At 39.1% G+C, this 26,023-nt stretch carries 26 protein-coding genes, 1 other RNA gene and 1 pseudogene; 18 read left to right on the top strand and 10 right to left on the bottom strand.

All coding sequences use genetic code 11. The features are described from left to right. Positions 1-11: 11 nt before the first annotated feature. A complete protein-coding gene (locus ADHAQ_RS26800; RefSeq protein ID WP_051360110.1) occupies positions 12-1,304 on the bottom strand; it encodes a TolC family protein in 1,293 nt (430 codons plus the stop codon). A gap of 379 nt (positions 1,305-1,683) precedes the next feature. Here ADHAQ_RS26800 and ADHAQ_RS27470 point away from each other — a divergent pair, with 379 nt between their 5' ends. From ADHAQ_RS27470 to ADHAQ_RS0122565, 3 genes are read left to right on the top strand one after another with little or no spacing between them, the layout of a single operon-like run. After that, positions 1,684-1,983, top strand: coding sequence for an antibiotic biosynthesis monooxygenase family protein (locus ADHAQ_RS27470; RefSeq protein WP_026464864.1), 300 nt, complete (start codon positions 1,684-1,686; stop codon positions 1,981-1,983). A 9-nt stretch (positions 1,984-1,992) separates the two neighbouring features. Continuing rightward, the gene (locus tag ADHAQ_RS0122570) at positions 1,993-3,060 is read left to right on the top strand and encodes a cobalamin-dependent protein (RefSeq protein ID WP_026464863.1); all 1,068 of its coding nucleotides are present in this window, start codon (positions 1,993-1,995) and stop codon (positions 3,058-3,060) included. Then, positions 3,061-3,576: a hypothetical protein gene (locus ADHAQ_RS0122565; protein ID WP_026464862.1), complete on the top strand. Its 516-nt coding sequence runs from the start codon at positions 3,061-3,063 to the stop codon at positions 3,574-3,576. A 24-nt stretch (positions 3,577-3,600) separates the two neighbouring features. Here the strand turns inward: ADHAQ_RS0122565 and ADHAQ_RS0122560 are convergent, their stop codons facing one another. Next, positions 3,601-3,933 (bottom strand): hypothetical protein, encoded by a 333-nt coding sequence (locus ADHAQ_RS0122560; RefSeq protein ID WP_026464861.1) that lies wholly within the window; start codon positions 3,931-3,933, stop codon positions 3,601-3,603. 64 nt (positions 3,934-3,997) lie between these two features. Here ADHAQ_RS0122560 and ADHAQ_RS0122555 point away from each other — a divergent pair, with 64 nt between their 5' ends. From ADHAQ_RS0122555 to ADHAQ_RS0122545, 3 genes are read left to right on the top strand one after another with little or no spacing between them, the layout of a single operon-like run. After that, the gene (locus tag ADHAQ_RS0122555; protein WP_026464860.1) at positions 3,998-4,735 is read left to right on the top strand and encodes an electron transfer flavoprotein subunit beta/FixA family protein; all 738 of its coding nucleotides are present in this window, start codon (positions 3,998-4,000) and stop codon (positions 4,733-4,735) included. 3 nt (positions 4,736-4,738) lie between these two features. After that, positions 4,739-5,710 carry an electron transfer flavoprotein subunit alpha/FixB family protein gene (locus tag ADHAQ_RS0122550; RefSeq protein ID WP_026464859.1) on the top strand — a complete coding sequence of 324 codons (972 nt, stop codon included), beginning with the start codon at positions 4,739-4,741 and terminating at the stop codon, positions 5,708-5,710. Positions 5,711-5,720: 10 nt separating this feature from the next. Then, positions 5,721-6,329 (top strand): bifunctional nuclease family protein, encoded by a 609-nt coding sequence (locus ADHAQ_RS0122545; RefSeq protein WP_026464858.1) that lies wholly within the window; start codon positions 5,721-5,723, stop codon positions 6,327-6,329. Between the two features lie 232 nt (positions 6,330-6,561). On the opposite strand, the pseudogene ADHAQ_RS26790 reads toward ADHAQ_RS0122545, so the two are convergent. Together ADHAQ_RS26790 and ADHAQ_RS0122535 are read right to left on the bottom strand one after the other, a co-directional pair. Next, positions 6,562-7,302 (bottom strand): annotated as a pseudogene (locus ADHAQ_RS26790) (ABC transporter ATP-binding protein); the annotation flags it as partial. A gap of 60 nt (positions 7,303-7,362) precedes the next feature. Beyond that, positions 7,363-8,091, bottom strand: coding sequence for an MlaE family ABC transporter permease (locus ADHAQ_RS0122535; protein WP_026464857.1), 729 nt, complete (start codon positions 8,089-8,091; stop codon positions 7,363-7,365). Between the two features lie 83 nt (positions 8,092-8,174). On the opposite strand from ADHAQ_RS0122535, the gene ADHAQ_RS0122530 reads away from it, so the two are divergent. The 7 genes from ADHAQ_RS0122530 (at position 8,175) to gldC (ending at position 15,203) form a co-directional block, all read left to right on the top strand. Beyond that, on the top strand, positions 8,175-8,888 hold the full coding sequence (locus tag ADHAQ_RS0122530; RefSeq protein WP_026464856.1) for an SDR family NAD(P)-dependent oxidoreductase: 714 nt from the start codon (positions 8,175-8,177) through the stop codon (positions 8,886-8,888). Between the two features lie 249 nt (positions 8,889-9,137). Further along, positions 9,138-9,842, top strand: coding sequence for an SDR family oxidoreductase (locus ADHAQ_RS0122525; RefSeq protein ID WP_026464855.1), 705 nt, complete (start codon positions 9,138-9,140; stop codon positions 9,840-9,842). A 57-nt stretch (positions 9,843-9,899) separates the two neighbouring features. Beyond that, positions 9,900-10,817, top strand: coding sequence for a gliding motility-associated ABC transporter ATP-binding subunit GldA (gldA, locus tag ADHAQ_RS0122520; protein WP_026464854.1), 918 nt, complete (start codon positions 9,900-9,902; stop codon positions 10,815-10,817). An 11-nt stretch (positions 10,818-10,828) separates the two neighbouring features. Beyond that, a complete protein-coding gene (gene gldF / locus ADHAQ_RS0122515) occupies positions 10,829-11,557 on the top strand; it encodes a gliding motility-associated ABC transporter permease subunit GldF (RefSeq protein WP_026464853.1) in 729 nt (242 codons plus the stop codon). Beyond that, positions 11,551-13,251 carry a gliding motility-associated ABC transporter substrate-binding protein GldG gene (gldG, locus tag ADHAQ_RS0122510; protein ID WP_026464852.1) on the top strand — a complete coding sequence of 567 codons (1,701 nt, stop codon included), beginning with the start codon at positions 11,551-11,553 and terminating at the stop codon, positions 13,249-13,251. Before gldF ends, gldG begins: the two co-directional genes overlap by 7 nt. A 371-nt stretch (positions 13,252-13,622) precedes the next feature. Beyond that, positions 13,623-14,747, top strand: a complete 1,125-nt coding sequence (dnaN, locus tag ADHAQ_RS0122505; RefSeq protein ID WP_026464851.1) for a DNA polymerase III subunit beta — start codon at positions 13,623-13,625, stop codon at positions 14,745-14,747. 123 nt (positions 14,748-14,870) lie between these two features. Then, positions 14,871-15,203: a gliding motility protein GldC gene (gene gldC / locus ADHAQ_RS0122500; RefSeq protein ID WP_026464850.1), complete on the top strand. Its 333-nt coding sequence runs from the start codon at positions 14,871-14,873 to the stop codon at positions 15,201-15,203. Between the two features lie 78 nt (positions 15,204-15,281). Here gldC and ADHAQ_RS26785 read toward each other — a convergent pair whose 3' ends face one another. From ADHAQ_RS26785 to guaA, 5 genes are all read right to left on the bottom strand, one after another. After that, positions 15,282-15,752, bottom strand: coding sequence for a hypothetical protein (locus ADHAQ_RS26785; protein WP_157433486.1), 471 nt, complete (start codon positions 15,750-15,752; stop codon positions 15,282-15,284). A gap of 185 nt (positions 15,753-15,937) precedes the next feature. Further along, a complete protein-coding gene (gene dcd / locus ADHAQ_RS0122490) occupies positions 15,938-16,474 on the bottom strand; it encodes a dCTP deaminase (protein WP_026464849.1) in 537 nt (178 codons plus the stop codon). 120 nt (positions 16,475-16,594) lie between these two features. Further along, a complete protein-coding gene (gene hemL, locus ADHAQ_RS0122485; protein WP_026464848.1) occupies positions 16,595-17,893 on the bottom strand; it encodes a glutamate-1-semialdehyde 2,1-aminomutase in 1,299 nt (432 codons plus the stop codon). 15 nt (positions 17,894-17,908) lie between these two features. Beyond that, a complete protein-coding gene (locus ADHAQ_RS0122480) occupies positions 17,909-19,627 on the bottom strand; it encodes an ABC transporter substrate-binding protein (RefSeq protein WP_051360108.1) in 1,719 nt (572 codons plus the stop codon). Next, a complete protein-coding gene (gene guaA, locus ADHAQ_RS0122475; protein WP_026464846.1) occupies positions 19,618-21,147 on the bottom strand; it encodes a glutamine-hydrolyzing GMP synthase in 1,530 nt (509 codons plus the stop codon). The genes ADHAQ_RS0122480 and guaA overlap by 10 nt, the downstream gene beginning before the upstream one ends. A 246-nt stretch (positions 21,148-21,393) precedes the next feature. Here guaA and corA point away from each other — a divergent pair, with 246 nt between their 5' ends. Further along, on the top strand, positions 21,394-22,347 hold the full coding sequence (gene corA, locus ADHAQ_RS0122470) for a magnesium/cobalt transporter CorA (RefSeq protein ID WP_026464845.1): 954 nt from the start codon (positions 21,394-21,396) through the stop codon (positions 22,345-22,347). A gap of 85 nt (positions 22,348-22,432) precedes the next feature. On the opposite strand, the gene ADHAQ_RS0122465 is transcribed toward corA, so the two are convergent. After that, the gene (locus tag ADHAQ_RS0122465) at positions 22,433-23,812 is read right to left on the bottom strand and encodes an aspartate kinase (protein ID WP_026464844.1); all 1,380 of its coding nucleotides are present in this window, start codon (positions 23,810-23,812) and stop codon (positions 22,433-22,435) included. Positions 23,813-24,093: 281 nt separating this feature from the next. On the opposite strand from ADHAQ_RS0122465, the gene ffs reads away from it, so the two are divergent. The 4 genes from ffs (at position 24,094) to ADHAQ_RS0122445 (ending at position 25,957) form a co-directional block, all read left to right on the top strand. Then, positions 24,094-24,188: signal recognition particle sRNA small type (ffs, locus tag ADHAQ_RS27710), an RNA gene on the top strand. Between the two features lie 108 nt (positions 24,189-24,296). Continuing rightward, on the top strand, positions 24,297-24,953 hold the full coding sequence (gene fsa, locus ADHAQ_RS0122455) for a fructose-6-phosphate aldolase (RefSeq protein WP_026464842.1): 657 nt from the start codon (positions 24,297-24,299) through the stop codon (positions 24,951-24,953). Positions 24,954-25,039: 86 nt separating this feature from the next. Next, complete coding sequence (locus ADHAQ_RS0122450; RefSeq protein ID WP_026464841.1) at positions 25,040-25,243, top strand: hypothetical protein; 204 nt, start codon at positions 25,040-25,042, stop codon at positions 25,241-25,243. Between the two features lie 3 nt (positions 25,244-25,246). Then, positions 25,247-25,957 carry a cell division ATP-binding protein FtsE gene (locus ADHAQ_RS0122445; protein WP_026464840.1) on the top strand — a complete coding sequence of 237 codons (711 nt, stop codon included), beginning with the start codon at positions 25,247-25,249 and terminating at the stop codon, positions 25,955-25,957. Positions 25,958-26,023 lie beyond the last annotated feature (66 nt).

Raw genomic sequence — 26,023 nt, 5'->3', positions numbered from 1 at the left:
TTATTTAAAATTTAATAAGTTATAATAGGTTGGCCTACAATATGATTGATACTTTCAAGCGCTTGAATCCGGGCCATTTTTAATTGGAGTAACTGGGTTAAGCTTTCGGTATATGTTTCGTAATAATCGGTGAATTCAATCAGGCTAATGTTGCGTTTCCCAAAGCTGTTAGTGACGCCCTCTAGCAGTTTATCAAAGTCGCGGGTGAAATTCTGGTTATAATTGGAAGCTAACCGATCGGTTTCCTGTGCCCTTAAGTAAGCCTGCCAAACCTCTTGCGCTACTTGTTTTTGATAATGCTCATAGTCGGTCTTGCTTTTTGAAATTAAACTTTTTGCCGCTGAAATGTTCCCTTGGTTCCGGTTATAGATGGGTAGCGGCATACTAACCTGCAAGCCAGTATAATTGCGGATAAAAGAACCTTGCCGGTCGTAAATCCCTCCAAGGACCAGGTCGGGAGTTGCTAAAGCTTTCTGAAATGAGTAATTTGTTTCTTGTTGTTTAATGTTGATTTCAAAAATTTTAAGATCAGGTCGGGAGGCAGTGGCCGTTTCTAATAATAAAGAAGCATTATAATTTGCCAGATTATCCTGTAAATTATCCAGATTGAAAACCGGAATCACCACAACATTGGGTTTGGCTCCTGTTAATAGTTTTATGTCCGCTTCCTTTTGATGAATCTGATTTTGCAGGCTCAGCCGCTCATTTTCCAAGGAAAATAATAATGCTTTTAACCGGACTACTTCTTTTAAGGCTATATTTCCTTTTTGGTATTGGCCTTCCATGGCTTGAACCAGTTTTGCTATAGGGGCAATTTTAGAAGTATATAATTTTTGATTTTGCAGCAGATACCCCAGCTCGTAAAAAGTAGTGCGTAATTCAAACCGGAGCGAGCGAAGCAAATCAAAATACTCTAACTCGGTCATCTGAGCGTTTAGCTGTTCCAACTGAATTGCCTTTTTGCGTTTACCAGCTAAAAGAATAAGTTGCTGGTACTCCACTATATTTTGCCCGGACCTGGTTGCATCAAAATACCGGTTATTCAGATTATTGTATATATTCTGTTCAAGCGAAATAGTTGGATTAGGAAAGAGACTAGCCTGCACAATGGCCGCCTTAGAAGCATCTATCTGATACTTTTTTGATAATAACAGTAAATTATTGGAAACAAATTGTCTTTCTGCTTCTTCTAAATTAATACTGATAGTATCTGCTATACTTCCGGGCACCACATTTGCCACTTGAGCACCAGCAGACCAACGTATGCATAAAATCAGGATAAAAGTAATTAGTAGGCGTTGCATAATCTTAAGTTCTTGGGCAAAGCTACAATGGGCATATTAGAGCAACATTAGACGGACATTAGAGTGGGATTAGAAAGTAAAAAAACTGCTTGTTAGGCTATATGGCAGGTTTTATAGTAATAAAAAGCCATTAATATTATACTGTTCAGCAGATTATTTCTTTACCACTGGTTTTAATGCTGTAAATCAGAGTAAAAGGTTTGCGGCGGGTTTAAAGAATTGTTTTTATTGAAATAGGGCTGTTAGAAGTTTTTTAGGATAATATTTGGCCATTAAAAAACAGCTTGTATTTTTATATATTGGTAGCTTCTGTTGGAGAAATGTACGGGCAAGTAACTGCTTAGGAACAGAGGTTTTTGTTAACTTTTAAGCTTAGGTTATGTTTATTGCTTTAAGTACTTTTACTATTGCCAATGAGATGTCCCCGGAAGTTCGGGAAGCATTTGTTAATCGTCCCCATTTAGTTGATTCGGCCCCTGGCTTCCAGCGCATGGAAGTATTTAGTCCGCAAGACAATCCGAACGAAATCTGGTTAATGACTTATTGGGCCGACGAAGATAGTTACCAGGTGTGGCATAAGAGCCATGTTTACCACGATTCCCATCAAGGAATTCCTAAGGGATTAAAATTAGTGCCCCGTAGTGCTAAGGTAAGGTTCTTCTCAAAATTTGCGAATTAAGCTTCTGAAATGCCGGCCATTAAAAAAAGAACAGCAGAGCTCATTTATAAAAATGAACTGGAAATAGCGACTGCTACTACGGAGTTTCAGTACCGGCAATTTCCGGAACTGGAGACAAAGTATGGACCCAAAGGTCGCGCTAAATGCTTGCAAGATGTTCGGTACCACCTTTCTTATTTATCCGAGGCTATTTTATCATCCAGCCCTTTATTGTTTAAAGATTATATTGGTTGGGCCCAGCAAATGCTGGCAGCCAGAAATATTCCGGCCAAAGATTTAATTGTAAATATTAATTGTTTAAAAGAAGTACTAGCCCAGCGCTTACCCATTGAGAACTATATTGTAGCTGCTAAATATTTAAATGGTGCCTTTACCCAGTTGGAAGCTCATTCGGAAGAAATCCAGACCTTCATTCCGGAGTCTTCTCCATATAAAAGATTAGCAGATAATTACCTGCGTTGTTTATTAGAAGGTAACCGGAACAAAGCCTGCCGCTTAATTCTGGAAGCCGTTGAAAACAACGTGAAAGTCCAGGATATTTACCTGCAGGTATTTCAAATGGTTCAGTACGAAATTGGTAGATTGTGGCAGTTAAACCAAATTAGTGTAGCCCAGGAACATTATTGTACAGCGGCCACTCAAATGATTATGTCGCAGCTGTATACTGTAATTTTTGATACCGAACGGAATGGTAAAAAATTAGTAGCAACTTGTGTGGCCGGTGACCTGCATGAAATTGGAATTAGAATGGTAGCTGATTTTTTTGAAATGGATGGCTGGGATACTTATTATTTAGGAGCTAATACGCCTATTGATAGTATTTTAAAGACCATCCGCGATGAAAAAGCAGATTTGTTGTTAGTATCGGCTACCATGACCTATCATGTCCGAGCCATTGCTGATTTAATTACGGCTGTTAGGGCTGATGCCCAATTGGCGCATATAAAAATAATGGTGGGAGGGTATCCATTCAATGCTGCTCCCGAACTCTGGAAAACAGTAGGCGCAGATGCCTGCAGTACTAATGCTTTACAGGCGCTGGAAGTTGCAAATAAATTGATTCCTATTGCCGCTTAGATGAATAACTATACCAAAACATCGGGTTTAGTTTTACGCTGCTCTAAGGAGGCAGTAATTTTAGAAGTACTTTATTCTGAGTTTGCTTTCGACTCAAAAATTATCATCAATAAATCTTTTTCGGCGCTTGCCCAGGTAAATAGCCTGGATCAGGTATTGCATTTTTTAGAAGCTGTCCGTCAATTTGGTTTTGCCGAAGGCTGGCATTTAAATATCCAGATTGAAGAACAGCCGCATTATATTACCTTTAGTGGAGTGCGGATGGGCAACCAGTTTATAATTATTGGCAGCCTTTATGTAGAGCCACAGGAAGATGGCTCTTATAAAAGTAGCAGATTAAGGGAAGTGGGTAAGAGTGCAGAGATTTCAATGGTAGATAATGTTCCTTTTACCGCCGAAATGGATGAAACCGAATTGCTGGATGAGTTAAGCCGCTTAAACAACGAACTCATTAATAACAAACGGGAACTGATCCGGCAGAAAATCGGAAAAGAACGCAAAAAGGGCATAAATTAATAAAGAACTTATAAAACAGTTCTATTAATCATCCTCATAATCTAGTCCCATAAAGCTATTATAAGCTCCCTGCAGTTCAGAGAAAGCATGCATCTGACCTTCCTGCCGGGCTTTTTGCATCCCCTTTTTGTATACATTTTCTGCTTTATCTTTTTCACCGATATGTTCGTACAATTTACCTGCGTGATAGTAAGTTCCAATGTAATTTTCGTGTTCATGCAAAAGTAATTCGTAAAATTCTTTGGCCTTTTGAATATCAATTTTTAAATATTCTGTAGCAATTGCATAAATGGTGAAGGGATCCGTAGGATCTTCTTTATAAAATTCTAAAAGTTGTTCTAAACGAGATGTAGTCATTTCGATTTGAATTAAAAATATTTAACTTCGCCCAAATTTAGAGGTATAAGTCTATATTTCACCTATGAAGATATTAGTTTGTATTAGCAACGTGCCCGATACCACAACTAAAATTGCTTTTACCTCTGATAATAAGGCATTAAATACGGCTGGAGTACAGTTTGTGATTAATCCTTATGATGAGTATGCCCTTACCCGTGCGTTAGAGCTGAAAGAAGCAAATGCTGGAACTTTAACAGTTTTGCATGTGGGTGAAGCGGATGCCGAGCCTACCATTCGGAAAGCTTTAGCGATAGGTGCTGATGACGCTATCCGGATAAATGCTAAACCGACTGATGGTTTTTTTGTAGCGCAGCAAATTGCACATCATGCCAAGTCAGCGGATTACGATTTAATTTTAATGGGAAAGGAATCAGTAGATTATAACGGGTTCCAGGTACACGGCATGGTAGCGGAGTTATTGGGAATAACTGCTATTACGCCGGCTATAAAATTAGAGGTAACAGGACACGCTGCCAACTTAGAACGGGAAATAGAAGGCGGGAAAGAGGTAATAACGGCAGAATTACCTTTAATAGTTAGTTGTCAGCAGCCTATGTGTGAGCCTCGTATACCTAACATGCGGGGTATTATGACTGCCCGTACAAAGCCTTTACAAATACTTGAGCCTGTTAGTGCCGACGTTAAGACACAATATGAAAGCTTTAGTTTGCCGGAGAAGAAGGTAGGTGTTAAAATGATTGATGCTGCCAATGCCGAAGAATTAATTCGGTTATTAAGAAACGAAGCCAAAGTAATTTAAGCTATGTCGGTATTAGTTCTGCTAGAAGGTGCCGATGGGCATGTGAAAAAATCGTCTTTTGAGACAGCTTATTACGGTAGCCAGGTGGCCGCTCAATTAGGAACCACCGCTATTGGATTAGTAATTGGGGAAATAAATCCAGCTGATTTACCTGTAATGGGTAGATATGGATTAAAAAAAGTGTTTTATAACAACGATAGTCAATTAAAGGATTTTGTTCCTGGCGCCTATGTAAGCGTGACTGCGAAGGCAGCTGAACTTACAGGGGCAACCGTAATTATCCTTCCTAATTCCAATACAGCAGCAGCTATTGGATCCCGATTAGCTGTTCGCTTAAATGCTAGCTTGGCATCTAATGTTATTGCCTTGCCCGAAGTAACGGATACCACTTTTAAAGTAAAACAAACAGTATTTTCCGGAAAAGCATTTGCCGACGTTTTGCTTACCAACGACCGTAAAATAATAGCGGTTAAGAAAAATGCTGTGGAAGTGGTAGAACAGGAGGGAGCAGCAGAGGTAGAAGCTCTGATGGTAGATTTGGAAAATACAGATTTAATTGGCAAACCGAAGGAAACAATTAAAGCTACCGGTAAATTGCCAGTAGCCGAAGCAGATATAGTAGTTTCTGGCGGCCGTGGTTTGCGTGGTCCGGAAAACTGGCATTTGCTGGAAAATCTGGCAGATGCTTTGGGGGCAGCCACCGCTTGTTCAAAGCCAGTAGCAGATGCTGGCTGGCGGCCCCACCACGAACACGTGGGGCAAACAGGTATAACTATCAGTCCAAATTTGTATATTGCCGCCGGAATATCCGGGGCCATTCAACATTTAGCGGGAGTTAACTCTTCTAAAGTAATTGTCGTTATCAATAAAGATCCGGAGGCGCCTTTTTTCAAAGCAGCTGATTATGGTATTGTAGGCGATTTGTTTGATGTTTTACCAAAATTAACCGAAGCAGCAAAAGCTTTGAGTCAATAGATACGAAACTGTGAAAAAGATTCAATTAGAAATTTTAGGTTTATCTTCCAGCCAATCTCAAACCGGCTCGTTTGCCTTGGTTTTGGGCGAAAAAGAGGGTAACCGCCGTTTGCCCATTATTATTGGCATGTTTGAAGCGCAATCCATTGCTATCCAGATTGAGAAGATAAGTCCTAACCGACCGCTGACGCACGATTTATTTAAATCTTTTGCCCAACACCTGGATGTGTCCATTTTGGAAGTGCTTATTTCTGATTTAAAAGAAGGAGTATTCTATTCCAAAATTGTTTGTACAGACGGAGAGCGGCAATTTGATCTGGATGCACGACCGTCAGATGCCATTGCCATAGGTTTGCGTTTTGGGGTGCCTATTTATACTGTAGAAAGTGTATTATCAGAAGCAGGCATTATTTTGAGTGACTTGGAAGAGGAGGAAGATGAAGAAACTGATGAAATAGAGACCAGCACCAGCTCATCTGCCAGCTATAGCACCGAAAGTAAAAGCAATTTGCGTGATATTTCGGTAGAAGAACTAAATAAGATGTTAGAAGAAGCCCTGGAAAAAGAAGATTATGAGCGGGCAGCTAAAATCCGGGATGAAATAAATAAAAGAAATTAATTAACCAGAGTTTTTCTGGATTGTTAGTAGAGCCTGTAAATAATATTACAGGCTTTTTTTATACCAGCATATCAGGAGAACCAGGAGGGTCGCCGCCTGCATTGGTCCTGAGATATCTTTCAGTACCTTTAGGAGAATCAGGTGTGTTATTTTCGGCTTTAGCGGCTGTCTCGTCATTATTATCGGCTATGGAGGTTATATCCTCCAAACTACCAAGTTCTTCTTCTACTTTCTTAGCTGCCTTCATTAAGCTGCTGGCAAAAATAAATTCCTGTAACTCCTTTACATCGGTATCCATAATATTATCCCGGCCGCCTTCCCAAAGCTTATTTCCTTTGTGCAGGAACATTATTTTGTCGCCTATCTCCATAACTGAGTTCATATCATGAGTTACAATCACGGTTGTAATATCATATTCCTGGGTAATTTCATAAATTAGTTCATCAATTTTAATAGCAGTTAAGGGGTCCAGACCAGAGTTTGGTTCATCGCAAAATAAATAACTGGAGTTAGGAGCTATGGCTCTGGCAATGCCAACTCGTTTTTTCATACCCCCGCTTATTTCAGAAGGCATTTTCTTACCAGCATTCTCTAAGCCCACGCGTTTCAGGCAAAATTCAACCCGGTCTTTTCGCTCGCCACGACTCATGCTAGTAAGCATTCTAAGCGGAAACTCCACATTTTCTTCTACGGTCATGGAATCGAATAACGCACTTCCTTGAAACAGCATACCTATTTTGCGGCGGATTTCCTGTTTTAAATCAAGCTTATTATTGGTAAATACTTTACCATCGTAAGTAATACTGCCAATATCGGGCTTAACTAAGCCCACTATGCACTGCAGGAGCACGCTTTTTCCGGTACCACTGGCACCAAGAAGCAAATTGGTTTTCCCTGTCTCAAATATGCCTGAAATGCCATTTAAAACTTTTACTCCATTAAACGATTTATGTATATTATGTATTTCAATCATAGTAATAATGAGCTTGTCATTAGTTAGTATTAATTTCCACTAATCAGCTTTACGTATATTTTAAAGAAGTACCTGAGCACAAATAAAATCAGCTATAAGAACCGCAATAATACTGTTGGTAACGGCATTTGTACTGGCTGCGCCCACTTCTAACGCCCCACCTTTGGTATTATACCCCTGAAAAGAAGAAATAGAAGAAATAAGAAAGGCAAATACCACTGATTTTATTAAAGCAAAAACTATGTTGTATGGTATAAAGTTTTGGCGAATACCATCTATGTATTCCTGTCCGGTTAAAGCGCCACTTAAGGAGCCCGCAACATACCCGCCCAGAATGGATAAAAACATAGAAAGGATTACCAGGAGCGGGAACATGAGCATAGAGGCAATTATTTTAGGCAAGACTAAATAAGAAGCTGAGTTAATACCCATCACTTCCAAAGCATCTACTTGTTCTGTAATGCGCATGGTGCCTAAACCACCCGCTATATTAGAGCCTACCTTACCGGCCAGTACAATAGAAGTAATGGTAGGTGCTAATTCCAAAAGCGTCATTTCCCGAACCATAAAGCCAATAGTAGAATTCGGAATAAAGGCACTGGTTAAATTATAAGCTACCTGCACACACGTTACAGCACCAATAAAAGTAGACACAACCCCAACAATAAAAATGGAGTTTATACCTATTAAAACGGCTTCGTCTAGGGTGCGGTTAGCTAATATTCTAAAAGATTCGCCTCTAACCAAAAGGCTTTTTAAAAAGATAAGAAAGCGACCAAAAGTTTTCATGTTGGGTTTATACGAAGGCTATATTATCAGCGTCATGTTTCAAATGACTATATTACGGCGAATATTATAAAATATATAAAAACATGCATAAATATATATTGGTAACAGGTGGCACTAAAGGTATAGGCCGGGCTATTATCGAGAGATTTGCTGCGGATGGTTTTCATATAATAACTTGTGCCCGTAAGGAAGCAGACTTAAAAGCCCTGAAACTGGAGATCGAGCAAAAGTATACTTTTTCAAAAGTATTTTACCAGGCCACTGATGTTAGTGATAAGTTATCTCTAGAATCCTTTATCAGGTATGTACGGTCCTTGAACGTAAAGGTAGATGTGCTGGTAAACAATGCCGGCTTGTACGTTCCGGGTAAGATAACCGAAGAGGATAGCACTACTTTGCAATACATGGTGGAAACCAATTTATATAGTGCTTATTATATAACGAAGGGTTTTGTGGGTGATATGATAAAAAGGAAATCCGGACATATTTTCATGCTTTGCTCTACAGCCAGTATAATACCTTATGCCAATGGCGGCTCTTACTGCATTTCTAAATTTGCCTTGTACGGCATGACAAAAGTATTGCGGGAAGAACTAAAAGACCATCAGGTAAAGGTAACAGCTGTTTTACCTGGAGCCACTTTTACCGCCAGTTGGGAGGGTGTTGATTTGCCATTAGATAGGTTTATGCGGTCCGAAGATGTAGCCTCTGCCATTAGTAACGCTTATTACATGTCCCCCAATTCAGTAGTAGAGGAGATTCTTATCCGTCCCCAATTAGGAGATATAGAAAGTTAGTAATTTAAAGAAATACTTCATTATTGTTCTATTACGTTCTGATTTATAACTACATAATTAAATATAGCAAAAGTTTAATTTGATTTCTAAATAACGTGGATTTGGCTAAAAGATTGGTTGCTAAAAAGAATAGCAAATTTAGTAAGAGGTGAATGACGGTTTACTCTAAGGTGGTACTGCCCTTGATAATAAATACTGGATTAGGTAGAAAAAGTTTTATTCATGATTCTTTAACTTTTAAAAACTAAAATGGATCTAAAAAATAAAGTAGCGGTAGTAACCGGAGTAAGTAGTGGCATTGGTTTAGCAGCGGTAAAAGCATTATTAGAGAAAGGTGCCATTGTGACAGGGTGGGGACGTACTGCCCCCGATATAGAAAACGAAAACTTTTCATTTATTCAAGCCGATATCCGGAACCAAAAAGCGGTGGAGCAGGCTCATCAGGAAACAGTACATAAATTGGGTTCTCCGGTTTCGGTGTTAATAAATAATGCCGGATTGGGGCGGCAAGGCTTGTTGGAAGAGCAAGCAGTAGAGGAGTGGCATCAGATGTTTGATACCAATGTGCATGGTCTCTATTATTGTACCCGGGCGGTAATTCCTGGTATGAAAAGTCAGGATGAAGGACACATAATTAATATTTCTTCTATTGCCGGGTTAAATGGCGTAGAAAAAATGGCGGGGTATTGTGCTACCAAGTTTGCCGTAAGAGGTATGTCGCAGGCCTTGTTCAAGGAGGTGCGGGAATTTGGAATTAAGGTTACCTGTATTTATCCGGGATCAGTAAATACTAATTTCTTTGATCATTTTGAAAACGCCACGTCGCCGGAGAATATGATGCAACCAGAAGATATTGCGTCTACCATTTTGCATGTTTTACAATCGCCGCCTAATTACCATCACGTAGACATTGAGGTAAGACCTTTGCGTCCAAAAGGGAAACGCAGCAAATAGAAGCAATTATTAGTATATTTGCACGTTTTTAAAGGAAGCATTACCTAACCACCCTACATGTCGGTAGAAGTTAAAAACCTGACTAAAATTTTCGGAAGCCAGCGTGCTGTTGATAATATTTCTTTTACAGTTGCAAAAGGACAGATTTTAGGTTTTCTGGGCCCTAATGGTGCCGGGAAATCTACCACCATGAAAATTGCTACCTGTTATTTACCTCCTACAGAAGGCACTATTTTAGTTAATGGAGAAGATGTTACCCTGGCGCCGGTTTCAGTACGGCGACAGGTTGGTTACTTGCCGGAGCATAATCCGCTTTACCTGGACATGTATGTAAAAGAGTACCTACAGTTTGTGGGCAATATGTATGGCCTCAAAGGAGGGTTTTTAAGTAATCGGGTAAAGGAAATGGTGCAGTTGTGCGGGTTAACGGCTGAGCAAACTAAAAAAATAGGTTCTTTATCCAAAGGTTACCGCCAACGAGTAGGTCTGGCTCAAGCCCTGATCCACGATCCGGAGGTTTTAATTCTGGATGAACCTACCACAGGCCTAGATCCAAATCAATTACAGGAAATCCGGGCACTCATTAGAAATATTGGCCAGGAAAAGACTGTTATTTTTTCTACGCATATTATGCAGGAGGTGTCAGCTCTCTGCGATCGGGTGGTTATTATTAACAAAGGAGAGATTGCGGCCGATAGCGAAGTTGCAGCCTTAGCCAATAGGCATAAAGGCGAAGTACACACCATAGCCGAATTTGAATCGGCGGTAAATATTGAATTGCTTCACGAAATAACGGGTATTATTGCGGTAGAAGTTTTAGATCAGCATACCTACCGTATTCGATCTATGCCCGGTAAAGATATAAGGTCGTCCATTTTTGGCCTGGCGTCTGCGCACAACTGGAGTTTAGTAGGCCTTCGGCAGGAAGAAAATTCATTAGAAAAAATATTCCAGGAGTTAACTAATAAGAAATAATTAAAAATAGCATGTTTGCAGTTCTGCAAAAAGAAATAAACAGTTTCTTAAATTCATTAATTGCCTATATTGTTATTGGCGTCTTTTTAGTGGCTATAGGCTTATTTATGTGGGTTTTCCCCGATACCAGCGTGCTGGAATATGGCTACGCCGATATGCTTACTTTATTTAACATGGCACCCTGGGTTTTTCTTTTCCTGATTCCGGCCATAACCATGCGTACATTTTCCGAAGAGAAAAAAGCCGGAACCATGGAGTTGTTGCTCACCAAACCTATAACAGATTTACAACTCATCTTGGGTAAGTATTTGGCCTGCCTTATATTAGCTCTATTGGCCCTTGTTCCTACCGGCCTTTATTATTACAGTGTCTATTCATTAGGCAATCCGGTAGGTAATATTGATACAGCAGCAGTCATTGGCTCCTATATTGGATTATTCTTTTTAGCCGCCATATTTACGGCTATAGGCGTTTTTGCTTCCGCTATAACCGATAACCAGATTGTCTCTTTTATTTTCGCGGTTTTTTTCTGTTTCCTGATTTATACTGGATTTGATTACATAGCTTCCGTAGATGTTTGGGGGAATACCTCATTCTTAATCAGCCAGTTAGGTATATCTTATCACTATGAAGCTTTAAGTAGAGGGTTGATTGATTCGCGCGATATTGTATATTTTGTTAGTGTGGTGGCACTACTTGTTTTGGGTACTAAACTGGTATTGGAAAGTCGGAAATGGTAGAAGAAACAACGCCCACCACCGCCTCCCGGAAACAGCGCGATATTATCGGTTTTCTCATTGCCGCTGGTGTAATTATTTTAATCAATATACTTTTATCGGGGCAGTTTTTCCGGTTAGACTTAACAGAAGATAAACGTTACACCATTGCTCCGGCCACTAAACAATTATTACAAGATTTAAACCAGAACATAACAATTGATGTGTATCTGGAGGGAGATTTCCCTGCCAGGTTTAAACGCTTACAGAACGGAACCAGGGAGTTATTAAATGAATTCCAGGTACATTCAGACCGGGTTACCTTTAACTTCATTAATCCGGATGCCAGTTCGGATATTCAGAAAAGAAATAATTACTATGAACAGTTGGTGCGGAAGGGAATCCAGCCTACTAACTTGTTTGCTAATGAAGGAGAAAAGCGGGTTGAGAAGTTGATTTTTCCAGGAGCAATTATTTCCAGCCAGGGTAAAGAAGTGCCCGTTATGCTGCTTAAAGGCAATCAGGCGGCTTCGGCTGATGAGCGCTTGAATCAATCAATTGAAGGGTTGGAATTTGAATTTGCAGCAGGAATACGGCAGCTTATTCAGAAACAAAAAAAGCGGATTGGCTACATAGAGGGGCATGGTGAATTAAGTACGTTGGAAACTGCTGATTTTATAACTTCGCTCCAGAAAAATTATGACCTGTTTCGGGTAGATTTAACCAAGGTAGCAGACTTAAAGGCGCTGGATGCTATTGTAATTGCCAAGCCTCTTTTAAAATATTCGGAAGCTGAAAAGTTTAAAATTGACCAGTTTATAATAGGAGGTGGCAAAGCTTTGTTCTTGATGGATGCGGTTAATATTGCTTTGGATAGCATCCGGACGGCAGGTACTGTGGCTTTACCCCTGGATGTGAATTTACAAGATATGCTGTTTAAATATGGCGTACGGGTAAATGGTGATTTGATTCAGGATATTAACTCGGGACAAATCCCAATGGTGGTGGGTATGATGGGTAACCAACCGCAAACCCAAATGATGAACTGGCGCTATTATCCAGTGATTAATGGCTTTAGCAAACACCCCATTACCCGTAATTTAGATGCTATTTATGCTAAGTTTATCAGCACCATCGATACAGTTAAAGCTTCAGGAATCCAAAAAACTCCTTTAATAGCTTCATCTCCTTATTCGCGGGTGGTCAGTACTCCGGTAGATGTAAGTTTAAATGAAGCTCGATTACCCGTTGATCCTAAGTTATTTACTGCCGGGCCTCAGGCTGTGGGGTACCTGTTAGAAGGTAAATTTACTTCCGTATTTAAAAACAGACCTATACCGGCCGGAGTGACCAATACTATCGTGCAAGCGGAAGGAAAGCCCACCAAACTAATAGTGGTATCGGATGGCGATTTAATTCGAAATGAAGTGAATGGTAAAACCATGCAGCCTTTCCGTTTAGGCTTTGACCGTTATTCCGGAGCTACCTTTGCCAATAAAGATTTTGTTTCCAATGCAATCGATTATTTACTGGATGAGTCTAACCTAATTTCGCTACGGGCAAAAGAAATAAAGTTAAGACCTCTGGACCGGGTGAAGATAAAAGAAGAAAAAACCAAATGGCAAATAATAAACCTGGTTCTGCCGTTGGTGCTGCTTTTATTATTTGGAGTAGTAAAGTATTACCTTCGGAAGCGGAAATATGCCTCAGCAGATTAAATACTTTTTAACTAGAAAGCTTGGTGATTATTTCTTTTTAAAAATACCATTCATCAATAATAAACCAGGCTAAACTTTCTCAATTGTTTTATATTTCCTTCCAGTTTTAAGATTATTTTGGGAGGAAAAGAGTTTCTGAAATTTTATTTCAAATTTAGAATTGCTGGCACGAAACCTAATAAATTTTACACCGGAAAATTTATTGGGTTTCGTGCTTAAAAGTTTTAATATTTTAATAAATTTAGCCTAATTTGCTACCTTGAATTTATGTTCCTTAGGCAAGCTGCAGATTATATCAAAGCTTGTTTTCAGGTCTTGCAATTCCAGTATAAATAACCAGATTAACCCAAAAATATAAACGACTGATCGGAATGAAATTTATTGTATCGTCTTCGGCATTATTGAAACAGCTTCAGAGCATTAACGGTGTAGTAACCAATAACCCGGTAGTACCTATTCTGGAAAATTTCCTTTTTGAAATTAATGAAGGTACCCTTACTATTACTGCTAGTGATCTGGAAACGTCCATGATTACCGAATTGCATGTGGAGGCTAAAGAAAATGGTCGTATTGCCGCTCCAGCTCGTATTTTGCTAGATACGTTAAAAAACCTTCCGGACCAGCCCGTAACTTTTACCATTGACGAAGAAACTTATACAATAGAATTAAGTTCGGCCAATGGGCGCTATAAACTTTCAGGTGAAAATGCTACCGATTTCCCAAGAGTGCCGGTAGTAAGGGGTAGTAACTCCATTGAAGTACCTTCTAATTTATTAGCCAGAGCCATTAATAAAACAATTTTTGCGGTTAGTACCGATGAACTGCGCCCGGCTATGACTGGTATTTTTGTTCAGTTAAATGATAATAATATCACCTTTGTGGCTACTGATGGACACCGGCTATTACGCTATCGTCGTTTTGATGTGGCAACAGGAAATAGTGCTTCCATTATTATACCGCGTAAAGCGTTTACTTTATTAAAATCTACCTTACCGGCTGAGCCTACTACAGTACGGGTGGAATTTAATAACTCCAATGCTTTCTTTAGCTTTGATAACATCCGGATGGTTTGCCGTTTAATTGATGAGCGTTATCCGGATTATGAAAATGTGATTCCGGTGCAAAACCCAAATAAATTGGTAATTGACCGCTATGATTTATTAAGCTCAATTAAACGGATATCTATTTATTCAAACAAAACAACCCATCAGGTACGCTTGCGCATTGCTGGTAGCGAGTTACACATTTCTGCTGAGGACCTTGATTTCTCCAATGAGGCTAATGAGCGGTTAACGTGCCAGTACGACGGGGAGGACATGGAAATTGGGTTTAACGCTCGTTTCTTAATTGAGATGTTGAATAATATTGATGCAGATGAGATTTCATTAGAGCTTTCCACACCAAACCGGGCAGGTTTATTAATGCCATCCAGCAACGACGAAAACGAAAATATTCTGATGCTGGTAATGCCAGTAATGTTGAACAATTACGTGTAAATAAAAAGCATAAATAAAAAAGGGAGGCCAGCTGGCCTCCCTTTTTTATTTAATGAAAAATTGGTTCATGTTTTCAGGTGCTATTCTATTACCTTTGCAAAAAATTAGCTTAACCCATTTGATATGAAAAAATCAGAGATACATTTTAGTATAGCCTTAGATAACGATCATATACCTGAAGCCATTAGCTGGCGGGCAACAGACGCCGGTGAAGAAATACATTTTGCTAAAGCCATTAATATTTCTTTATGGGACCGCAATAAGGAAGGAACCATGAAAATAGATTTATGGACAAAGGATATGCCCGTAGATGAAATGAAATATTTCTTTATTGATACCATTGGTTCAATGGCCCAAACCATTCAGACTGCCACCAGCGATAACGTAATGGCTGATAAGATGCGTGCACTTTGTAAAGAATTAATGCAGTACGTAGAAGATAGCCAAAAACAATAAACAGATTAAATAATAAACATAAAAGAGGTGCTCCAGATAATTCCGAAGCACCTCTTTTTGTATAAAGGCTATATATTATTATTCGTCGGCTTTTACAAAAGTCTGAGTTTTTGATCCTCCTGTTACAACTTTATCGCCTATTGGCATTTTAACCTTAGCATCGGCAGTTAAAGTTGGTCTTGCTCCAATTTGAGCAGCGAAGTCTCTATCAGCTTTATTATATTGGTTCCGGGAAGCATAGTATTTACTATATTGTTCCGCACTTAAAAAGCTTTGTAATTCACGGTCACGCTCTTTGCAAACACCCTTGCAGTTTTTATCTACTAAGGTTGGATCGTTGGCAAATTCCGTTTCAAAAGCTGCTATCTTTGAAATCTTCTCCTGGTTGATTGCTCTTAATTTATTAGCCTGGAAATTATTAAGGCGTAAATCACGAATCATTTTATCCGTTAAATGATTTGCACGGGCAGCTGCAGGTGAATTATCCTGGGCTATACTGTGGAATGTAGTGGCAAATACTACGCAGGACATCACAATTATCTTCTTCATAATATCTTTCAGTTAGGTGCTATTTAACTAGGCTAATTTAATAACACAATTCAAGCCAAAAAAGTTGACTATTTTATTATATTACGAAAGATTTCAGCAAAAAGTGCTTGTATCTAAATATATTATCGAAAAAATTTAGGAAAGGAGGTTCTGCAGACTGGGGAGTGTTTTAATCAGCTTTTTAGCTACCAATTATTCTTCCACATCATAGATTCTACCGGCTTTACACTCCGCTCATTATATTTGGCCGAAGATTTTTTATTATACAAGTTTTCTATATCACCTTTTACCACAAAATATATAAGCTGACCAATAGGCATTTTGTGATAAACCCGTACTGGTTGCGTAACAGATATTTCTAATGTCCAGGTATTGCAAAAGCCAACATCACCTTTACCGGCTGTAGCATGAATGTCAATGCCTAGCCGCCCAACACTGGACTTTCCCTCCAGAAAAGGAACGTGCGCATGCGACTCAGTATATTCTTCGGTTACACCTAAATATAATGTGTTCGGTTGCAATACAAAACCTTCTTCTGGTATCTCAAAGGATGCAATCTGGTTATGTTTACGGGCATCAATTACGGCATCCTGGTAAGTAGCTAAATATTTGCCTAAATGCACATCGTAGGAATTTGTTCCCAGGCAAGCGCGGTTAAAAGGTTCTATTAAAATATTTCCTTTTTCTATTTCGGCTAATATTTCTTTATCGGTCAGGATCATAAATATAAAAATTCTTTATAGATGTAAAGTTAAGAAGAATCTGGCTTAGTTGAGCATATAAAAAGAAAGAGCACCTGCTTCTTTTAACAAGTGCCCTTCCCATTTATATGCCTGAAATAATTATAAATACTGCCGGAGATCTTTTAAGGTAGCTAAGTTAGCTTCTAAATATTGATCTGCTAAATCATCGGTAATGGCCGTAGAAATAAACAAAGTTTCAAACTGAGACGGTGCCAGGTAAATACCCCGCTGCAACATTCCGTTAAAATATTTACTGAATAATTCCAAGTTTGATTTTTTAGCTGACTCAAAATCAGTGACCGGTTTACGCGTGAAGAACAGGCTGAACATAGAACCTACATGGTTGATAGTATACTCCATACCCACAGACCGCAAATTGTCTCGCATTCCGTGTACCAGTTTATCGGAAATATTATTCAAATAAGCGTAAACTTCATCGTGGCCCTGGAGGAATTTAAGCATACTCAAACCGGCGGCCATGGCAATAGGGTTTCCAGATAATGTTCCAGCCTGGTAAACAGGTCCGGCAGGAGCTACAGAGTCCATTATTTCTTTTTTTCCACCGTAGGCCCCAACAGGTAAACCACCGCCAATTATTTTTCCTAAGGTTGTCATGTCGGGTGTAATGCCATATAACTCCTGGGCGCCACCTCTGGCTAACCGGAAGCCGGTCATTACCTCATCAAAAATCAGCACAATGCCTGCACTAGTACATAGTTCGCGGAGGCCGGCCAGAAATCCGTCTGCTGGTGGTACAAGTCCCATATTGCCCACTACCGGCTCTAGAATAAGGGCTGCAACCTGATTTTCGTTAACAGCTACGGCTTGTTTTACAGCATCTAGATTATTATAAGGTACCGTAATTGTATCATTGGCTGTACCCTTGGTTACACCAGGGCTATCCGGCACGCCTAAGGTTACGGCACCACTACCGGCAGCAATCAAAAAAGAATCGCCGTGGCCATGGTAACATCCTTCAAACTTAATTATTTTATCCCGGCCGGTATATCCCCGGGCCACCCGGATAGCGGACATGGTAGCCTCGGTACCGGAGTTTACCATTCTTACTTTTTCTATGGAAGGAACCATACGAATGATTAGCTCCGCCATTTCTATTTCCCGTTCGGTAGGAGCACCATAAGAAAAAGAATCAGGTAAAACCTCTTTTATGGCGTCTTGTACCATATCACAGGCGTGGCCTAAAATCATGGGCCCCCAGGAATTTATAAAATCAATGTATTGGTTGCCATCTTCATCAAACAAGTAAGGGCCTTTGGCCGATTTCATAAAAACCGGAGTGCCGCCTACCGCCTTGAAGGCCCGAACAGGAGAATTTACGCCCCCAGGTATAGATTTTTGTGCACGTTGAAATAATTGCTGACTAGCAGTATGATTCATAAACTGGATTTTAAATTATTTAAACACTGGATTTGCTACCATGATCTGGAGATTTTCCAATTTTAATAAAGGCACGTACTGGTTGTCTTGTTTACCAGTAAAGTTTATGCCTTGCAAAAAAGCCCCGGAAATAGCCCCTTCAGAAGCCAGAGCTGTATTAAATTTAGACCCATAACGAGACAATATATTACCAAAATAATAAAGTAACTCGAAACCAGTATAGGTGTAAGAAGATGGCGGTATGTTAAAACGGGCCACATAATCTTTTTTAAATTCCCTAACCAAAGGCAAAGTACTGTCTACGTATTTCGGTTGTAAGAAATAAATTTCTTGGTCATCTAACTGTTGCAGACTAAGTTGATTGATTTCTAACCAGGAGGCGGTAGTTATTACGGGCACTTTAGTGCTTAGCCTTTGTAAAGTACTTATGGTATTTACAGCTAAAGCATAGTTATCAGAATAAATTAATAAATGCCCTACCGTGCTAAAATCTATACCTCCATAAACAGTACCACCATAGCTTTTTGGGCTAACGGCTTTTATGGCCGTAATTTTACCACCTCTTTTTTCATACTGCAGCCGGTAAGCACGGGCGAATTCCAGCCCATTTTCGGTATTATCGTAAACTAGCACCGCCGATTTAGATGAAAAATTATCATAAGCAAAATCTGCAGCTTTGGTACCCTGGGAAGTTAATGAGGCCTGAAACAGGTATAAATAAGGATTGTTCTGGATTAATGAAATATCTTCGGATAAAGGATTAATAGCAATTATTTGATGCTGCTGGGCAAAACGTGAAATAATTTTATTAGCCGATTTGTACACCGGGCCAATAATTAAATCCATTCCAGTCATTTCCGGTAAATTTAAAACTTCCTTTACCTTGTTTGTATCAGAAGGAGCATCGTAGGCAAAAAGGTTAATTGTAATATTATTCTTTGCCAGGGAATCTCTCGCCATTATCATACCGCTGTACAAATCAGTAATAAACTGATTTTTCCGGATAGTGGCCGGATCTTTCTCCGTTACCGGGAAGGGCAGGAGTACGGCTACATTGTACTGTCCTTTTCTGGATAAAGCAGCGGAAGCCTTAGGGGTATACTTGCTTTTATCGAGGTTAAATTTAGAAACAATTGTCTCCAATGTATTTTTATCCGGGCTAGCATACCAGCCATTAATTAGCTTATTAGCATACACTACCGCAACGTCTTTATCTTCCGGAAACTGTTGTACTAAGGCGCTTAGCTGCGCTTTATTATTAATCCTTTCCAGGTAATTTTGTTTGATGGCCGATTTATCAGCTTCAAAATCCGGATCTTTTATATCCTGCAGTAAGGTTAAAGCTTTGGCAAAGTTTTGTTGTTCAAAGGCAATATTAGCGCCTACATACCTTGCCTCATCCAGATTATCCCAGGTTTGGTATTCTTGTAATATTTTTTGTACCTGGTCATTTGCTTCTTTTAGCTTATTTGCCTTTAACGCAGCAACACTATATAAATATAGCGCCTGCGGGGCATTTTTAAAGTTATTGCCGGCATTTATTGCCGGCAATAACGCTGTCATGGCCAAAGTATATTTCTGCTGTTCCAGCAAAACTTTACTGTTTTGCACATGTATTTCTAATTCTCTCTGAGATTGTGCTTTTATCTGAAAAGCTGAACCCAGAAGCAGAACAATAAAAAAGGCAGATTTAATTTTAATATATACGTTTAGTTGCACGTTTATTATTCCCATTCAATGGTGGCTGGTGGTTTAGAGCTAATGTCATACACCACGCGGTTTACACCTTTTACTTTGTTTATAATTTCATTGGAGATATTAGCCAAAAACTCATACGGTAAATGTACCCAATCGGCTGTCATGCCATCTACGCTGGAAACAGCCCGTAAGGCTACCACGTTTTCATAAGTACGTTCATCTCCCATTACACCAACCGATTGTACCGGCAACAAAATAGCTCCTGCTTGCCAAACTTGGTTGTATAAGCCATTATTACGTAAGCCCTGAATAAAGATATCATCCACCTGCTGTAAAATAGAAACCTTTTGCGGGGTAATGTCGCCGAGAATGCGGATGGCTAAACCTGGGCCAGGGAAAGGGTGCCGCCCAATAATGTTTTCATCAATGTGTAAGGTTTTACCTACCAGACGAACTTCATCCTTAAATAAGGCTTTTAGTGGCTCAACTATTTTAAGCTTCATAAAGTCAGGTAAACCACCTACGTTATGGTGCGATTTTATAGTGGCAGATGGTCCTTTTACCGATACAGATTCAATTACATCCGGATAAATGGTGCCTTGTGCCAACCACTTTACATCAGTTATCTGGTGCGATTCGTCGTCGAACACTTCAATAAATACACGACCGATGGCTTTCCTTTTTAATTCCGGGTCTGATATTCCAGCAAGAGCTGTATAAAACCGGTCCTTGGCATCAACACCTTTAACATTTAAGCCCATGTGTTTGTACGACTCCAGAACCGATTCAAATTCATTCTTTCGCAACAAACCATTGTCAACAAAAATACAATATAGGTTTTTGCCAATAGCCTGATGAATAAGCATGGCCGCTACCGACGAATCAACACCTCCGGATAATCCCAGTACTACTTTATCGTCACCAATCAAATCTTGAAGTTCGGTAACCGTAGTTTCAATAAACTGATCCGGCGTCCAGTCCTGGCTGCACTCACAAATGTGTACTACAAAGTTACGTAAAATGGTTTTCCCTTCTGAGGAGTGCGTTACTTCCGGATGAAACTGGATACCATAAGTTTCCTGACCTTGTACTTTATAAGCTGCTACCGCAACGGATTCGGTACTGGCTATAACTTCAAAATTTTCTGGTACGTGTTTAATGGTATCACCATGCGACATCCAAACCTGCGAACCAATGGTTATTTCTTTCATTAACCGGTTGGTAGCATGAACCTCACTTAATAAAGCCCGGCCATACTCCCGAATGGTAGATGGTAAAACTTCGCCACCATTTTCATGGGCTAATAATTGGGCACCATAACAAACACCAAGAACAGGTACCTGGTTCTGGTACTGGCTTATATCTGGGTTAGGATGATCTTCGTCCCGAACAGAACAGGGACTGCCGGATAGAATAAGACCTTTTACCTCAGGACTGAGCTCTGGTACTTTATTAAATGGATGGATTTCACAGTAAACGTTTAGCTCGCGAACCCGACGGGCAATAAGTTGTGTATATTGCGAGCCAAAATCGAGAATTATTATTTTTTCTGGCATGTGCAAAGTTAAGGTGCAATTCAGAAGGATGCAAAATTTATTATTTCAATTCCTGTTTCCTAAGCACAATAACTATAAACCACAATAAATAAAAAAACAGAGGTACTTATTTTGGCCAGAAAATAATAAGTTTGCGATTGGAAAAGGGTATTATACTAGTTTATAACTTTTGCAAATAGTTTAAAGTTTAAACAAAAAACAACCTGAATTTTAAGTGGTATTGTAACCGGATTACTTTCAGTTTTTATGATTAGATGTTTTTATTTAGAAGATAATGAGCTGCTATGGGAAAAAGGTCCGGAATCCTTGGCAATGGATAATGCCAATAAAATGGTATGGGTTGATTTGCAGTCGCCGAGTGATGAAGAACAAAAGCAAGTAGAGAATTTTTTCCACATTGAATTCTTTACTCCTCAGGAAGCAGCCGAAATTGAGAGTAGTTCCCGCTATTTTGAAGATGACTCGGGTTTTGAGGCTAATAGTGCCTTTGTGGTTCATGAAAATGCCTCCTATATTACCAAACAAGTTTCCTTTATTTTTAAAGATGACATTCTTTTTACGCATCGGCGTACCGATTTAAAATCGTTTGCCGAAACGGTAAGAAAAATTAAAACCTTTAAAAAAGGGGCGGCCAATAAAGCCATTCAAATTTTCTTATTGCTCCTGGAAACTCAGATTGACCTGGATGCAGACTTTATTGAATTTTTGACCCGGAAAACCAATACCATTAGTAAAAAATTAGTAAATGAACGGTCTATAGAAGAAGAGATTCTGCTCCGCATAACCGGTTTGCAGGAAAATACTATTTTGATTAGGGGCAGTATTGTAGATAAACAACGGTTGGTATCGTCTTTATTAAAAAGCGATTTAGTGGAAGACCCCGAGAAAGAGCGTTTACGTATTATTTTAAAAGATATAAATTCTCTGTTGCAGCATACCCAATTTAGTTTTGAAAGATTGGAGTACCTGCAGAATACCTTTTTAGGTTTGGTAAATATTGATCAAAACCAGGTTATCAAAATATTTACGGTAGTAACAGTTATTTTTATGCCCCCGACACTAATTGCCAGTGTGTATGGTATGAACTTTAAATTTCTGCCGGAGTTGGAATGGGATTATGGTTATCCTTTTGCTTTACTTTTAATGGTTTTGTCGTCGTTAAGCTTCCTGTGGTATTTTAAGCGCAAGAACTGGTTATAGTAATATAATATATTATTAAAAAGAAGAGGCTACCTAAACTAGGTAGCCTCTTCTTTTTAAATTTTATTCTGATTTTTACTCCAGATTAAAAAAACATGGTTTTATTCAGAGCTACTATAGATTTTTTGAAGTCTTCCCGGGCAACGATAAACTGAGCGTTTACTTTTCGCATGGAGAAACCAGCACTTATTATATTAATATTGCTTTCTGCCAATGCATTTGCTGCTTTAGCTAAAACTCCAGGCTGATCTATATTAGAACCAATCATGCAAACTATGGCCACTGGTTCAACAGTAATATGTTGGAAGGCTTGTTCTAAATCATTAATAAGGTCCTGGTTGAAATCTTTTTGCCAGATAACCATGGAAATGCTGTTAGCACTGGTAGATTTAAAAATGTAACTAACGCCATATTTATAGAATAACTGCATTATTTCTAAATCGGAACCTACGTTGCCTACCATTAGCGGATCAAAAATATCAATGATAACAACTTTCTCCGTTCCGGTTATTACTTCCACTCTTTTATGGGAGCAAACATATTCGCGGGTAATCAGCGTACCCGGGTGTTCCGGTTCAAAGGTGTTTTTAATCCGCAGGTTAATGCCATTCATTTCCAATGGCTTGCTCGCCTTGGGGTGAATAGCCTCCATGCCAACATCCGCTAACTGATCGGCCACATCATAATTAGTATTTACTACCGGAACACAATTTTCAATTCCTACCAGGGCAGGATCGGCAGAAGATAAATGATATTCTTTATGAATAATGGCTTCCTGAGGCTTTACCGCCACCGCAATTTTACTAAAGGTAACTTCGGAATATCCGCGGTCAAATTCCCGCATAATACCTTCTGTACCTTTAGTATATCCGGTAACTACACATATGGTTTTGGTAAAATCTATATCTTTAAAAGAATGGGCTATCCGCTGATCAATGGTATAGGGCTCATGGTCATGAAAACCACTTAAGTCAACTAGGGTAGCGTTTATACCACGGTTTTGTAAAATATTTACCAGGTTAAAGGCAGAGTGAGATTCGCCAATAGAAGCTAAAATTTCCCGCGCAGCCTGTAAAATACTTTCCGAACTTACATAACCGGAAGCCAATACATTAACCAGATTTTCTAAAAACTGCTGGGCTTCCTGGATGCGCTGACTAATGAAAGCGTCAGCTGCGGCCACATCTAAACCCAGTGATTCATATTTTTTATTTATTTCCTGTAGTTTGGCCGATACATCATTTAAGGCATGATGAAAATCCTTATGTTCTACTATCCGGTGATAAACACCAGGTTCACCGGTTTTTTTATTTTCTAATAACCAATTGGTAACACCTGAAAAAGCAGATACTACAAAGATACGGTTATACAACGCATCTCCGGACCGTTGGTACAATATAATATTGTCTAAAACATCCTGAAGCGCACTCATGCTGGTGCCGCCAATTTTTTCTACTGTTAGCATTCTAAGCGAAAATCTTTATAAAATCGAATAAATTAAATCTAAAAATCTTATTACAAGTTCAGGTAAGGAGCCTGTAAAATTAGTGGGTGCAAAATTAAAGATATTATTCAGTAACTGTATATAATATTCTATATTGATATTAAATAAATAAGATATTTTAGAGGGGTAAACGGAAAAATTACTGGCCTGATTTTCTGAGGTTAACAAGGAACTTGGAAAATAAACAGGTAAAAAAATAAAAAGTATTTGCATAATCCGAAAACCTGACCTACTTTTGCACCGGCAAATCGGCACGACCAGCTCCTGCTGAACTCCCCCAGGTCTGGAAAGAAGCAAGGGTAGGCGGTTGAAGCGGTGCGATGTTCGGTTTGCCACTTTTTTTTTATCCTCTCCACAGGTACTCCCAATTAAATTCTTTTCTTTTTATTATTTAAATACTGAAGATATACCTTAGATTTGTGGCTTAAACCCATTAATCTTTGATATGAAATTCTTTATTGATACTGCAAACCTAAAAGACATTCAGGAGGCCTACGATTTAGGCGTTCTTGATGGTGTAACTACTAATCCGTCTTTAATGGCTAAAGAAGGCATAAGTGGTCATGACAACGTAATGGCACACTATAAAGCTATTTGCGATATTGTTGATGGTGATATTAGTGCTGAAGTTATTGCGGTAGATTACGAAGGCATTATTCGGGAAGGCGAAATGCTGGCAGAACTACACCCAAATATTGTAGTTAAAGTGCCAATGATTAAAGATGGTGTAAAAGCCATTAAATATTTTTCTGAAAAAGGCATTAAAACTAACTGTACTTTAATTTTCTCAGCTGGTCAGGCATTATTAGCTGCTAAAGCAGGCGCTACGTATGTATCGCCGTTTGTTGGTCGTTTAGATGATGTTGGAACCGATGGTATGTCCTTAATTGAACAAATAGTTCAGATCTATTCCAACTATGGCTTTCAAACTCAGGTATTAGCAGCTTCTGTACGTCACGTAATCCACTTATTACAGTGTGCCGAAGTAGGAGCCGATGTTGTTACCTGTCCATTAAATGTAATTACGTCTCTTCTGAATCACCCGCTTACTGATAGTGGTTTAGCTAAATTTTTAGCCGATCATAAAAAAGTAAATATTTAATTTAGTTGCCGGTTGTTGGTTATGGGTAGTCAGATAATAATAAAATCTGAGACCAGTAACCAACAACTGACACCGACAACTAAAATATGTATATCATAAAAGTTAAAGGCAAAGCCAAAATTCCGGATTATATCCAGTTACGCGATGAGCATTTTGTTTTGATTGCCTATTTTAGAGCTGATCGGCCATTAAAGAATATGGATCGGTACGGCCTGGCAGGAAAAGAAGAGGCATTGGCAGCTTTAATCCAAAACCTGGAATTTGGGAAATTGCAGAAACTTGAATTATAATAAATGACTTTTTCTTCTTCCGTAGTAGTAAGTTTAAAAGATGTTGCCATTTTCCAGGATGTGCATACAATATTAAGTGGAGTATCTTTTGATATTGAAAAAGGGGAATTTGTTTATTTAATAGGCAGAACGGGTAGTGGTAAGAGTTCTTTGTTAAAAACCTTATATGCCGATTTACCTTTATTAAGTGGACAAGCGACCGTTGCTGATTTTAAAATATTTAAAGTTTCGTCAAGCCAGGTACCTTACCTGCGGCGTAAAGTAGGTATAGTTTTCCAGGATTTCCAACTTCTCTCAGACCGTACTGTAACCGAAAACCTTACTTTCGTTTTGAGAGCAACCGGGTGGAAAGAAAAATCAAAAATTAAAAATAGGGTATCAGAAGTATTAATGCGGGTAGGAATGGGATCAGCTGGTCCCAAAATGCCACATCAATTATCGGGCGGTGAACAGCAACGCATAGTAATAGCCCGGGCTTTACTAAACGAACCTGTAATTTTAATTGCTGATGAACCAACTGGAAATTTGGATCCGGATGTATCGGAAGGTATCATGCAGATATTTATGGAAATAAATAATTCAGGTACCGCTGTTTTAATGGCAACACACAACCACCAGATAATCAACAAATATCCTAAACGTATTCTTAAATGTGAAAACGGGAAAGTGCTGGATTCTGCTAAAGTAGCTTTTACTTTAACTGACGGTATTTAAGTAGTCTCTTAATAAAGTTTGTTAAAGGTTTAATTTAGCTTACTCTTTTAGTGCTGGTTTTCCAGA

The organism is Adhaeribacter aquaticus DSM 16391 (assembly GCF_000473365.1).
Classification (GTDB): Bacteria; Bacteroidota; Bacteroidia; order Cytophagales; family Hymenobacteraceae; genus Adhaeribacter; species Adhaeribacter aquaticus.
This window is presented reverse-complemented; position numbering and strand designations above follow the sequence as displayed.